This window comes from Sorangium sp. So ce834, from assembly GCF_051521425.1.
In the GTDB taxonomy this organism is placed as follows: domain Bacteria; phylum Myxococcota_A; class Polyangia; order Polyangiales; family Polyangiaceae; genus Sorangium; species Sorangium cellulosum_D.
Window position 1 is genome coordinate 5,383,367 of the sequence record NZ_CP150351.1, and the last position, 12,177, is coordinate 5,395,543.

The following is a 12,177-nucleotide window of genomic DNA, read 5'->3' on the forward strand; positions in this document are numbered from 1 at the left end:
AGCGGCCTCAACCTGCGCCACGACCTCCCGGTACCTCAACCTGGGTCAGGACAGCCGCCCCCCGCCCAGTCGGCTGCGTCCGCGCACCCCGACCAGGTTCCGGCTCGCCGTCACGTTCGCCTTCAGGTGCAAAGTTGCTGTGTTGGCGCAAGGAGCCAATGACACTGCATGTTTCTTCTCGAGGAAAAACACCAAGCGTAGGCGTTTTCAGGCGAATGTCGCAGATCACTTCCATCGGTAGCGGGAATTGTAAGCGCCGGGCTCCTGGCGTGGGCATCGCTGAGCGTGTGCGCTCCGGCTCGCGTCGCTGTCGGTCGGCTCTCTCGCTCCTGGAATCTCCAACCCAATCGCTCAACTCTCGGAAGTCCAACATGACCAAGAACCGTTCTTCTCGATGGCTGTGCGGCGCGACGTGGGTCGCGCTCGGGCTCGCGACTCTCTCTGGATGCTCTGGCGGGGGCGACGGCGGCGAGGGGGGCGCGGACGGCGAGGGGGGAGCGGGCACCACGACCACGACCACGACCACCACCAGCACCAGCACCAGCGCTGGCCCGACGACGAGCAGCAGCAGCAGCTCGGCCGCCAGCGGCACCGGGGGCGCGGGGACGACCAGCTCTTCGACGACCGGCGGTTCGAGCGCGGGCGGCGGCGGGGCGGGCGGTGAGGACAACGGCGCCGGCGGAGGCGGCGGGGCCCCTGCCGCGAAGTTCGTCGGCAACATCACGACGAGCGGCGCCGTGCGCAACGGCTTCGCGACCTACTGGAACCAGATCACGCCCGAGAACGAGGGCAAGTGGGGCTCCGTCGAGAGCTCCCGCGGCCGTCGCGACTGGAGCAAGCTCGACGCGATCTACAAGTACGCGAAGGACAACAACATCATCTTCAAGCACCACGTCTTCGTGTGGGGCAGCCAGCAACCGAACTGGGTCGGGGGCCTCTCCGGGTCGGAGCAGCAGGCGGCGGTGCGGGACTGGATGAAGTCGTTCTGCGAGCGCTACCCCGATACGAAGTACATCGACGTCGTCAACGAGCCGCCGCCCCACACCACGCCCTCGTACAAGAACGGCATCGGCGGCGACGGCGCCAGCGGCTGGGACTGGATCGTGAACTCCTTCAAGTGGGCTCGCGAGTTCTGCCCGCGCGCGGTCTTGATCCTCAACGACTACAACAACATCGAGTACGAGAACGACCACAACAACTTCGTGCGGATCGCGAGGGCGGTCATCGACGCGGGCGCCCCGGTCGACGCGCTGGGCGCTCAGGCCCACGACGCCTACAAGATCAACACCAGCACCGTCAAGGGCTACATCGACAAGCTCGCCGCGCTGGGCAAGCCCGTGTACATCACCGAGTACGATATCGGCATCGCGGACGACAACCAGCAGAAGAGGGTGATGGAGGAGCAGTTCACGATGTTCTGGAATCACCCCGCCGTCCCGGGCATCACCCTGTGGGGCTACATCGTCGGCACCACCTGGCGCGACAACACCGGCATTCAGCATTCGAACGGCACCATGCGGCCGGCCATGGCCTGGCTCATGGAGTTCCTGGGTCGCGGTGGGACCTGACGTCTCGCTGACGCGATGATCCGCGCGAGCTCCCTCCGCGGAGGGAGCTCGCCGAGCTTCGACTCGGTGACCGGCTCACCTGGCCGGCGGGATCCCCGGGAAGGGGTCGCGCCGGCCGGGGAGCGCTGCCGATCACAGCGGTACTTCGATCACGTCTTCGCAGGTGAAGTCGACGCCCAGAGACACCTCGACCTGGGCTTGCACCACGGCGCACGTGTCGTCGCAGAGCACGATCGCGGTCGGGTTCGCGGGATCGTCGTAGCGCCATGTGCCCGCGGCCGCGCAGGCCTGATCGTACACGAGCGACGTCGGGGTGCTGGTCGCGGCGCTCGTGTATTTCACGTCCACCTTCTGCTTGTCGAATGTCCTCCCGTCGGGGGGCGGCGGGATCGGGATCGTGCACGAGACCGCAGCGCCGCGGATCTCCTCGACGGCCGCCTTGAACGCGGCCGTGGTGTCCGCCGCGTTGCCGGTGTCGATGATGAACGCCTCTCCCGTATCGCCCGCCGCCGCGATCACGCGCAGGTTCTCATCGAGGCTCGGCGGGGCGCCTTCCACCGGCGGACTGTTGACCCCGATCACGAACGTCGAGATGCCGGCGGTGCGCGCAGCGTCGACGCGCTCGACGACGGCCTCGATCGAGTTCGACTGGCGGCATTGCTCCGGATAGCCGTCGGTCACGAGGACGATCGCGTATTTCCCGGGGTTCTGCTGGCGTTGCTCCTCGATGTACGCGGTCGTGCCCTCGATCACGAACGCCGTCGGCGTGCCGATGCGCCAGCTCCGGTTGTCCTGAGGCGTGACGGCATCGATCGCCTCGCCGAACGCCGGAGACGGCAGCGGCGTCATCGCGACGTCCGGCGCCAAGTACGTATTCGCGTCGCACATCTGCCGCGCGCCAGGGAAGAACGTGAGCGACGCCCGGAACCCGGCCGAGGCGGGATCCACGAAGAATTGCTTCGTCGCGGCGACGACGGGATCCCACTTGAGCGACCGATCGCGCCAGGCCACGTCGTTCGCGCCCATGCTGCCCGACACGTCGAACGCGAACGCGAGGTACACCTGCTGGAACCCGGCCTGGGAGGTCTCGGTGGCGCACGCCTGTCCCGCAGCCGTCGAGCCGCCGCTGCTGGCGCTGCTTGCACCGGAATTTCCGCTCGATCCCAGATCGTTCCCGCTGCCAAAGGTGTCGTCGTAGCCGGTGCCGGTGCCGGTATCGCTGCCGTTGCCGTTGCCGGTGCTGTTCGGGGAGCCGCCGTCACCCTCGCCCCTGCCTGGGAGCCCGCCGCATGCGGCGCTGGCCAAACCCACCATCGACAAAGCTATGGCCATCGTAGGCAATCTCATAAATCCACTCCTCTTCGAGCGCGTACCAGGCGCGATACGCCGGCACGACGCACATGAAAACGAGAGGCCTCCGGAGGCGGAATTTTGCAAGATCACGCCTCGCCGGAGCCCCGGGATCGATGGGGAGTATAATCGATGATGCTGATCTTTGCGCGGGATACGGTCTGAAAAGTGGGTGCGTCGCACTGCGACCATCACGGCGCAATGCGGCGAGCGCGCAAGGTCTCTGTCGTCCATCCAGGCTGCACGCGCGGCGCTGCAGATAGAGGATCAGCGATCCGCCCTCGTGCGAATGCGACGAACTATTGACAATCGATCGACAGTCGTCGTCGCCCTTCGCCCGGCGAGGCCGGCCGTGACCTCGCACGCGAGGAAGAACGGGATTGCGGCCCCGCGTGCCGGGGCGCTAGGTTGAGCGCTACGATCACATGCGCCATGGGAAGGATGTGCTCAAGGTCCACCTCGCGTTTCACCGCCCGCTGGCGGAGGGCGGGCGCTCGCGGCTCCGGGCCGCGGTCGCGGGCTGCCCGGGCCGCGAGCGGGCGAGCTCGGGCGACGCGGTGGGTGATCGAGACGGTACCGATCGAGGGCTCCTCTGGGCGATCGTCGCCTCGAACGAGCCGTGAGAACCAAGGAGCTTTCGATGAGCCGATATCCCGACAAGGAACCGGAGTGCCTGGGCGCCGACAGCGCGAACATCGACCTCGTGATCGAGCCGCGCCCGCGGGATCTGGGCGGCTTCACGGTGCGCAGGTCGCTCCCGGCGGCGCAGCGACGTCACGTCGGGCCCTTTCTCTTCTTCGATCACATGGGCCCCGTCGACTTCGCGCCGGGCCAGGGGCTCGACGTCCGGCCGCATCCGCACATCGCGCTCGCGACCATCACGTATCTCCTCGAAGGGGAGTTCGTGCATCGCGACAGCATCGGCTCGGAGCAGCCGATCCGGCCGGGCGACGTGAACTGGATGGTCGCGGGGCGCGGCGTGGTCCACTCGGAGCGAACCGCGCCGGAGGTGCGGGCGCGCGGCGCCAGGATGCACGGGATCCAGACGTGGGTCGCGCTCCCGCAGCAAGACGAGGAGATCGAGCCGCGCTTCGAGCATCACCCGCGCCAGACGATGCCCGTCGTGCGCCGCCACGGCGCGGAGCTTCACGTCATCGCCGGGACCGCCTACGGCGCGAAGGCGCCCACAGGGGTCCTGTCGCCGACGCTCTACGTGCATGCTCGGCTCGAGGCCGGGGCGACGCTGCCGATCGACGACGAGCACGAGGAGCGCGCCGTCTACGTGGTCGACGGGGCGATCGCGTGCGACGGCAAGCGCTTCGGCGCGGGCGCGATGATCGTGCTCCGTCCGCGCGCGGCCGTCGCCGCGGAGGCGATCGGCGCGACGAACCTCATGCTCGTCGGCGGCGCGCCGCTCGACGGGCCTCGCCACATCTACTGGAACTTCGTGGCGAGCTCCAAGGAGCGCATCGAGCGAGCGAAGGCCGACTGGCGCGAGGGCCGCTTCCCCACGATCCCCGGCGATGACGTCGAGTTCATTCCCCTCCCGGAAGGCGCGTGACGCGAGCCTGCGGCCGGCTCCGGGAGCACGGGATGCGCAGCGTCTTCCCGCCGCCGTCGGAGGGGCGCGTCCTTGGCCGTCTTTTCGGTCGGCTTGGCGTCGTTTCGGTTGCCGCTCTCTCCCCGCGAGCTCGCCGCGATGAAGGTGGTACGCTTCGCGGGTGAGCCACGACGATCTCGACCCCGCGCCGATCCGGTTCATGCGGCACGTGTGCCACGGTCATCCGGCGCGACCGATGCAGAGCCCGGCGGTCCACACGTATGTCGCCCTGGCCTTACATGTCGGAGGCCGCATGCGGGTCGAGCATCGCGGCGAGTTCGAGCTGCGGGCCGGGCACCTCCACCTCATCCCGGCTGGCGACGCGCACCGCGTCCTGTCCGCGAGCCACGCGGAGGTGTGGGGGATCGGCTTCTGCCGGACGTGCCTCGATCCGGCGCGCTATGGCGACCTGCTCGCCCCGCTCGATCGCGTCCGGCGCGGGGCGTCGCCCGTGGTCGAGCTGCCTGCGGCGCGGCAGGCGTACGTGCTCGATCTGCTCCGGGAGATCGAGCGCGAGCAGCAGGCCGCGAGCGCGCTGCCGGTGGTCTCCGAGAGCCTGCTCGCGCTGGTGCTCGCGGAGGTCGTGCGCGCGAGCGGCAGCGCCGGGGCCGCTCCCGCGCAGCGTCCTTCGATGGTGGCGGAGGCGCTGGCCGTGATCGAGGCCCGGTGCCTCGGGCCCCTGTCCTTGAAGGAGGTCGCGGAGGCGGTGCGCCGGACGCCTGCCCACGTGACCACCGCGGTCAAGCAGGCCACGGGGCGCACGGTGGTCGCGTGGATCGTGGAGGGGCGTCTGGCCGAGGCGCGGCGCAGGCTCCTCGCGACCGACGAGTATGTCGACGTGATCGCCGAGCGCGTCGGCTACGCCGATCCGAGCCATTTCGTGCGGTTGTTCCGGCGCCATCACGGCGTCACCCCCGCTGCCTGGCGCGCCCAGCACCGCCGAGCTCAGCGACCCGACCCAGGCTGAGCGATTCAGCGCGGCGAGCCGACCCAGGTTCGGGTTGCTCTCCCAGACAGGGGTTGTCCCAACCTGGGTCGGGCTGAGACTGCCTCGACCTGGGTCGAGGCGCCGGGGCGCCTCGGCACATCATATCCACGGGATCATCCGACGGTGCTGCACGAGCTCGCCATAGGGAGCTGACGATCCTGCGGATTGCATGCAGAGCCAGAGGACGTCGTTCGCGGCATCCATCGGCGACTGCGCCGACGACATGTCGTCGAACCACGGACGCGCCGCCTCGGTGTCCACCAACCCAGGGCAGACCGCGGCGATGAGGAGCCCGCGGCGCGCCGCCTCGTCCTTTTGCTGGCGCGCAACGACCTTCATCGAGGCGACCTGCGCGATCTTGGACGGGATGTTGATCCACGCCGGCCAGTGGTGGGCCTCCGCCTCGCCGCGCTCGACCAGCTCCACGTACTCGTCCATGACGCCCTCGATGTCTTCGAGAGATCGCGTGTCAGGGTCGAAGTGGTGGTGAAGCCGCGAGTCCAGCTTGCGCAGCGAGCCGAAGGAGCTCGCCACCACGAGGAACCGCCCGCCGTCGCGCAACAGCGGCACGAAGGCGCGGATCATCCGGTAGGTCCCGTGGTTGTTCGTGTCGATGAAGGTGCGGACCTGGGCCGCCTGCGGCAGGACCTTCACGATGCGCGCGGCCGCGTTCGAGAGCACGATGTCGATCCCGCCGTGGCGGCGCGCCACCGTCTCCGCCAGGGCCTGGACGCTGGCGCCGTCGGTCACGTCCAGCAGGGCCAGCGACGGCTGCAGACCTTCCTCGCGCAGGCGAGCCACGGCCGCCTCGCCGCGCGCAGGATCCCGCGCCGCCAGGTACACGGTGCTCCCTGCCGGCAGCTCCTGGCACAGCCGGGCGACCATCGCGTAGCCGAGGCCCTGGTTCGCGCCCGTGACGAGTGCAATTTTTGCCATCATCCCTCCTCGATACCGTGCGCCCGCGAAGAGACGGCCGCTTCGGCAGTCCTACCTCGACTCGGGTCGGATCTCCGCGCTTCTCGCGTCGCGGACCGGAGGCGCCGGGGACCGGAGCGCGGACGCCTCGGCCGCGTGCGCGAGGCGCGAGGCCGCCGCGCGGCGGCCAGGAGCCCCCGGCCCGACCGGGCGCGCGCTCGCGGCGCGTGGTCCCGCGCCGCGTCGTGAGCGCTGGCGAGCGAAACATGCCGTAGAGGTGCGCATCGCGACGCTGTCGTGTGGGCTTGCGGGGTTGCGTGCGCGAGCGGTCATGGCGTTCGCGATTCAAAGGTCCCCGCGTTCGCGATACGCTGCGGACATGTCCCGGCCTCTCAACCCAGGTCGTTCGCGCATGGGCACGCTTGCCGGTCTGGGACACGGGGGCGGCACGGAGGTCACGGGCACGCTCCAGCCGCCCGCTCCGGATCGACGGCCCGATCCCGCGGCGAGAGACGTTTCGCGCGACGCCGCCACGCTCAGCGCGCAGCAGCCTCGGCCAGCGCAGCCGTCTCCTGCGGGGCCGCGCGACGCCGGACGGGACGGGACCCGAGCGAAGCTGCAGACCGGCCGCCTCGTCGCTGGACGGTACAAGCTCGTGCATCCGCTCGGCCACGGCGCCATGGGCGAGGTGTGGCGCGCGCACGACGGCGTCCGGCGCTTCGATGTGGCGCTCAAGTTCCTCGTTCTCCCGCGGCAGAGCCTGCCGATCGACGCCATGGAGCGCTTCCGTTTCGAGGCGCAGGTCGCGGCGCAGCTCGGGCGGAAGACCGATCTCATCGTCACCGTGCACGACGCCGGTGAAGATCCCGAGGTAGGCCCGTACCTCGTCATGGAGTACGTGCGCGGCCGGTCCCTCCGGCAGCTGATTCAGGAGCGGGGGCCCGTGCCGGCGGCCGAGCTCGCTGCGCTTCTCTCCCAGATCGGAGAGGCCCTCTCGGTGGCGCACGGCCTCGGGATCGTGCATCGCGACATCAAGCCATCGAACATCCTGCTCCGCGAGGGACGCGACGGCCGCCTGCGGGCCAAGGTCGCCGACTTCGGGATTGCCAAGTGGATACGCCAGGATCTACCGGCAGACTTTCCCCGCCAGACCGCGGAGGGCGTGGTGCTGGGCACGCCGGCCTACCTGAGCCCGGAGCACACCTGCGACGGGCACGCGGATCCGCAGCTCGACATGTGGGCCCTCGCGGTGGTCGCTCACGTGGCGCTCACCGGCCATCAGCCCTTCGCCGGCGGCACCATCGCCGATGTGCTCGCCTCCATCCTCGCCGGCGAGCGACCCTCGCTGCCGACGCTGGCCCCGGAGGCGCCGCCCGAGCTGGAGGGGTGGTTCGCGCGCGCTTTCGCCCTGAATCCTGAAGAGCGATTTCCTTCCATCAAGCCGATGGTCTCCGCCTTCGTGGCCGCGGTCGGCGCCTTGGACGCGGCGCCGATCTCGGTGGCGCCGGCGTCGGTGGCGCCCGCGTCGGTGGCGCCGGCGTCGGTGGCGCCGGCCTCGGTCGGGCGCGCTGCGCCGCAGCGGCGGGCCCGGGGGCACCTCGCGGCCGCTGGCCTGATCGCGGCGCTCGGGATGGGGATGGCGCTCGCCACCGCGCTGCCTCGGGCGCAGCTCCAGGGCTCGTCCGACGCGCTGCGCGCGGTCGGCGGCGAGGTGCGCGCCGTCGCCCGCCGCGCTCCCGCGGTGCAGACGTCCAGGGCCCCCCAGGCGGGCACGTGCTCGACCGTCCCGACGGCCGCCTTCGCGGCAGCGCCGCTCGCGACGGCGGGGCCCCACGCAGCGCCGCGCCCCGCCGCCGTGGCGCTGGAGCCGGCGCCGCGCCCCGCCGCAGCGGCGGCGCCGGAGCCGGCGCCGCGCCCCGCCGCGCCGCGCCCCGCCGCAGCGCGCCCCGCCCGCGCGTCCGAGGCGCCGCGGAGCACGGGCGGGGCGCTCCCCCGACAGCGCGCGACCGATTCGGGCGCGCGGAAGAGCGCGATCTTCTGAGCGGCGCTGGCGCCGGCTACCGCACCAGCGCCGGCGCGCTCAGCGCGGCAGCGTCCGTCATCCCGGCCTGGACGCGCGCGTAGATGCCGCACGCCTCGCCCGCAATGACGTAGATGCCGTAATTGACCGACTCCCGCCGCTCGTTCTCCAGGGCCGCGAAGTAACGCTGCGCGATCCACCGGCCCTCGCGCGCCTTGGCCAGGGAAGCGCGCCAGACGTCGTCGGACGTGTGGCGCCCGAGGATCACCTCTTCTCCCTCGGCGCCATCATCGCTCTTGAGGCGCGCGATGGCGAGATCGAGGTCGCGAGGTAGGTCGCCGCCTCGAGGGCGCCCATGCCCCGGCGCGCGATGGGCATGGCCAAACCACCGTTGGCATCGCCCGCGGCGACCAGCCGACCGGCGACGCGCCGGCCCGACGGCGGCGACAGCCGGAGAGCGCCCGCCGGTTTTTCCGGCGCGCGCCGCCGGATCCGGGTTACAGTGCCGCGGCGGAAGCACCTTTTTGCGAGCGAGGACAGCGATGGTGTCGGGCAGGCGAGGGGAGAAGCGGCAGGAGCAGCAGGCGTTTGCGCTCAAGGGCACCATGCCCGCCATCACGATGCTCTGCCTGCGGACGGCGGATGTCTCGGCCATCGAGCGTCAGCTCGCCGACCACATCTCGCAGATGCCGCACTTCTTCCTGCACCTGCCGATCCTGCTCGACCTCGACGCCCTCGGCGACGAGCCCGTCGACCTCGGCGCCCTCGCCGGCCTCCTGCGGAAGCACAACCTCGTGCCCATCGCCGTGCGCAACCCGACCGACGCCCAGCGCGAGCGGGCCGTCGCCGCTGGCCTCGGCGTGCTGCGGACGCCGCTCACGCGCTCGCCGCGAAAGGACGGGCCGGCCGAGGGGGCGACCCCCACGCCGGGGCCCGTCGCGGTGGGGCCTGCGGCGGCCGACCGCGGGGCGGCGGGGGTCGCCGCCGACCGCGGCGCGGCTGGGCCCGCCCGGCGCCCGAGGGACGCCGCGCCGGCGCCCGACGCGGCCGAGCCGCCGCCCGCCGGCCTCACCGTGCGGCAGCCGGTGCGCAGCGGGCAGGTCATCTACGTCCCCCACGGCGACCTCGTGGTCCTCTCGCCGGTCAGCTCGGGCGCGGAGCTCATCGCCAACGACAACATCCACGTCTACGCGCCGCTCCGCGGCCGCGCCATGGCCGGCGCCCACAACAACGCGGACGCGAGCATCTTCTGCATGAGCCTAGAGGCGGAGTTCGTCTCGATCGCCGGCCGCTATCTCATGGCCGACGAGATCCCCGACGAGCACCGCGGCAAGCCCGCCCGCATCTCGGTGCAGAACGACGGGCTCGTGGTCACGCGGCTGTAGCGCCAGCGGCGCATCCAGCGGAGGTTCACCGCAGGCGGCGGCCCGTCGCGCCGTTCGGGACGCCGCCGCTGGCCACCCGCCCGGGGCCTTCACCGCGGCCGGAGCTCGGTCAGGACGAGCAGGTACTCCGGCGGGTTGTTCGGCGTCAGCTTGGCGTACGGGTTCTCGGTGGTGGGGAAGCCGGTGAACCGCTTCGTGCTGTACTCGCCCCAGGACGGGTTCTTGAAGAGCGGGATCACCGGCGCCGCCTCCACGAAGATCATCTGGATCGCGTCGAGGATGCGCTTCTGGTCGCCCGGATCCGTCGCGGCCTCGAACTGCTGGAACAGCGGGTCGGCGTGCTTCGCCCCGAAGCGGTGCCAGTTGCGCGCGCTCACCTCGCCCACGGGCTTCAGGAGCTCCGTGCTCATGAGATCTCGATAGAAGTTGTACGGCGTCGGCTCGACCGTGGTCCACCCCATCGACAGGTCGAACGCGCCCTTCTGGAGCGCCGCGAAGAACGCGCTGAAGTCGTACGTCCTCATCTTCGCGTCGATGCCCACGGTCTCGAGGTTCTGCGCGATGATCTGCACCGCGCGGACCCAGTCCGACCAGCCGCTGACCACGTTGATCTCGAAGCGCATCGGCTTGCCGTTCCTCGTCCGGATCCCGTCGGCGCCCCTCGGATAGCCCGCGTCGTCGAGGATCTGGTTCGCCCGCTGCGGGTCGAAATGCACCCAGTCGCCCGCCGCCACCGCCTTCTCGTTGCGAAACCGCTCGTACGAGTCGTCCAGCCCGGTCGCGTCCGCGCCGTGCGTGTAGTTGTCGGCCGCGAGCTTGACGATCTGGTCCCGGTCGATGGCCATGCTGATCGCCTTGCGCACGCGGACGTCGTCGAACGGCTTCCTCGTCGCGTTCGGGTACAGCGTGGCCGTGCCGCCGACGAGCGGGAACCAGTAATGGTGGTGCGCCGGATCCTTGGCGACGAAGACTTGCTCGATGTCCGGCACGAACGCGCCCGCCCAGTCGATCTCGCCGTTGACGAGCGCCATCGTCACCTGATCGTTGCTCGGGTACGCCGGGAAGCGCAGCCCGTCGACCGCGGGCTTGCCCTCCTGCCAGTAATGCGGGTTCTTGCCGAGCTCGTACACCTGGTTCTGAAAGACCTTCACCTCGGTGAAGGGCCCTGTCGCCACCGGGGTCTCGTTCGCGAACGTGACCGGATCGGCGACGTCCTTCCAGATGTGCTCCGGCACGATCGGCTGATGGCCGATGTAGCTGAGCCCGGGGACATAGGGCCGCCTCAGGACGAACTCGACGGTCGTCTCGCTCTCCGCGGTCACGGCGCCGAGGAACCTCCACACCCCCGAGAGATCGAGCGCCGGGTGCTTCTTGAGCAGCGCGAACGTGAACGAGACGTCCCTCGCCGAGAACGGCTGTCCGTCCGACCACTTCACGCCCGAGCGGGTCGTGAACGTGAGCTTCCGGTTCCCGTCGCTCCACGCGTAGCTCGTCGCGAGCCACGGCGTGTACTCGTTCCTCATCGTGTTGTAGATGAGCATCGGCTCGTAGATGCCGGCGACCGTCGGGAAGCGCACGCTCCCCTCGGCGAGCAACGGGTTGAAATTGCGCACCCAGGTGGCCTGCTGCTCCCGCGCGATCGTGACCATCGCGGCGCCCTTCGGCGCAGGCTTCGACGCGGACGCCGCCGGCTCCGGCGTCGCCGCCCGCTCCGGCGCGACGGAGCTGCTCTCCGCGCCTCCGCCCTTGGAGCGACAGCCCGACCCCGCGCCGGTCGACAGCATCAGCGCCGACAGGAGGAGGGCTCGGCGCGGCACGGCTCGACTCATCCCAGGCATCCAGCTCTCCACGCGGGCACGCTCGATCTCCCCGCGACGATCCATTTCAATGACAGCACCCGACCCCGCGCCCGCTGCGGCACCCGTCCACGAGGCTCGCCCCGAGGACCCTCGGGTCGAGCGCGACGTCCCCGTGGTCACACTCTATCGGCGCATGTGGGCGGGTGTCAACTCGCCCGGATTGCCCGATTTCTGGATCTCTTCGCGCGCCTTCGCGAGACTGGCGGCGGCTCGGCGACCCGACCGCGCTCGCGAGAGGCGTCGCCGCGGAGACCCTCCCAAGGAGCGGACCGTGACCACCCCCGCCTCACGAATCCTCGTCGATCTGAGCCACGCCGTCGAGCACGGCATGGTGACGTACAAGGGCGTGCCGGCGCCCGTCCTCTGCGATTTCCTCTCGCGCGAGCAGTCCCGCGCCGTCTACGCGGAAGGTGTCGAATTCCACATTGGCCGCATCGACATGGTCGCGAACACGGGCACCTACGTGGACAGCCCGTTCCGCTCGCCGCGGCG

10 protein-coding genes and 1 pseudogene are annotated in these 12,177 nt (G+C 70.7%); 7 read left to right on the plus strand and 4 right to left on the minus strand.

What is annotated here, in order from left to right; genetic code table 11:
* Nucleotides 1-371 precede the first annotated feature (371 nt).
* Nucleotides 372-1,568: an endo-1,4-beta-xylanase gene (locus WMF20_RS19335; protein ID WP_437615679.1), complete on the plus strand. Its 1,197-nt coding sequence runs from the start codon at nt 372-374 to the stop codon at nt 1,566-1,568.
* A 132-nt stretch (nt 1,569-1,700) separates the two neighbouring features.
* Here WMF20_RS19335 and WMF20_RS19340 read toward each other — a convergent pair whose 3' ends face one another.
* Nucleotides 1,701-2,882, minus strand: a complete 1,182-nt coding sequence (locus tag WMF20_RS19340; protein ID WP_437615681.1) for a vWA domain-containing protein — start codon at nt 2,880-2,882, stop codon at nt 1,701-1,703.
* Nucleotides 2,883-3,343: 461 nt separating this feature from the next.
* Between WMF20_RS19340 and WMF20_RS19345 the strand changes: the two genes are divergently transcribed.
* The 3 genes from WMF20_RS19345 (at nt 3,344) to WMF20_RS19355 (ending at nt 5,485) form a co-directional block, all read left to right on the plus strand.
* Entirely contained in the window at nt 3,344-3,541 is a 198-nt protein-coding gene (locus WMF20_RS19345; RefSeq protein ID WP_437615683.1) for a hypothetical protein, read from the plus strand.
* Between the two features lie 17 nt (nt 3,542-3,558).
* Nucleotides 3,559-4,479 carry a pirin family protein gene (locus WMF20_RS19350; protein ID WP_437615685.1) on the plus strand — a complete coding sequence of 307 codons (921 nt, stop codon included), beginning with the start codon at nt 3,559-3,561 and terminating at the stop codon, nt 4,477-4,479.
* 160 nt (nt 4,480-4,639) lie between these two features.
* On the plus strand, nt 4,640-5,485 hold the full coding sequence (locus tag WMF20_RS19355; RefSeq protein WP_437615687.1) for a helix-turn-helix domain-containing protein: 846 nt from the start codon (nt 4,640-4,642) through the stop codon (nt 5,483-5,485).
* Nucleotides 5,486-5,605: 120 nt separating this feature from the next.
* On the opposite strand, the gene WMF20_RS19360 is transcribed toward WMF20_RS19355, so the two are convergent.
* On the minus strand, nt 5,606-6,442 hold the full coding sequence (locus WMF20_RS19360; protein ID WP_437615689.1) for an SDR family NAD(P)-dependent oxidoreductase: 837 nt from the start codon (nt 6,440-6,442) through the stop codon (nt 5,606-5,608).
* 634 nt (nt 6,443-7,076) lie between these two features.
* On the opposite strand from WMF20_RS19360, the gene WMF20_RS19365 reads away from it, so the two are divergent.
* Nucleotides 7,077-8,462: a serine/threonine-protein kinase gene (locus tag WMF20_RS19365; RefSeq protein ID WP_437615691.1), complete on the plus strand. Its 1,386-nt coding sequence runs from the start codon at nt 7,077-7,079 to the stop codon at nt 8,460-8,462.
* A 16-nt stretch (nt 8,463-8,478) separates the two neighbouring features.
* Here the strand turns inward: WMF20_RS19365 and WMF20_RS19370 are convergent, their stop codons facing one another.
* Nucleotides 8,479-8,709, minus strand: a complete 231-nt coding sequence (locus tag WMF20_RS19370) for a hypothetical protein (protein WP_437615693.1) — start codon at nt 8,707-8,709, stop codon at nt 8,479-8,481.
* Between the two features lie 274 nt (nt 8,710-8,983).
* Here WMF20_RS19370 and minC point away from each other — a divergent pair, with 274 nt between their 5' ends.
* Nucleotides 8,984-9,826: a septum site-determining protein MinC gene (gene minC / locus WMF20_RS19375; RefSeq protein WP_437615695.1), complete on the plus strand. Its 843-nt coding sequence runs from the start codon at nt 8,984-8,986 to the stop codon at nt 9,824-9,826.
* A gap of 89 nt (nt 9,827-9,915) precedes the next feature.
* On the opposite strand, the gene WMF20_RS19380 is transcribed toward minC, so the two are convergent.
* Complete coding sequence (locus WMF20_RS19380) at nt 9,916-11,643, minus strand: ABC transporter substrate-binding protein (protein WP_437615697.1); 1,728 nt, start codon at nt 11,641-11,643, stop codon at nt 9,916-9,918.
* A gap of 370 nt (nt 11,644-12,013) precedes the next feature.
* On the opposite strand from WMF20_RS19380, the pseudogene WMF20_RS19385 reads away from it, so the two are divergent.
* A pseudogene (locus WMF20_RS19385) lies at nt 12,014-12,163 on the plus strand (cyclase family protein); the annotation flags it as partial.
* Nucleotides 12,164-12,177: the final 14 nt, after the last annotated feature.

What these genes read in the sequence shown, in the direction of transcription:
- WMF20_RS19350 (WP_437615685.1), top strand. Translation starts at nt 3,559, where the DNA reads ATGAGCCGATATCCCGACAAGGAACCGGAGTGCCTGGGCGCCGACAGC.
- WMF20_RS19335 (WP_437615679.1), top strand. Translation starts at nt 372, where the DNA reads ATGACCAAGAACCGTTCTTCTCGATGGCTGTGCGGCGCGACGTGGGTC.
- WMF20_RS19360 (WP_437615689.1), bottom strand. Translation starts at nt 6,442, where the DNA reads ATGGCAAAAATTGCACTCGTCACGGGCGCGAACCAGGGCCTCGGCTAC.
- WMF20_RS19345 (WP_437615683.1), top strand. Translation starts at nt 3,344, where the DNA reads ATGCGCCATGGGAAGGATGTGCTCAAGGTCCACCTCGCGTTTCACCGC.
- minC (WP_437615695.1), top strand. Translation starts at nt 8,984, where the DNA reads ATGGTGTCGGGCAGGCGAGGGGAGAAGCGGCAGGAGCAGCAGGCGTTT.
- WMF20_RS19340 (WP_437615681.1), bottom strand. Translation starts at nt 2,882, where the DNA reads ATGGTGGGTTTGGCCAGCGCCGCATGCGGCGGGCTCCCAGGCAGGGGC.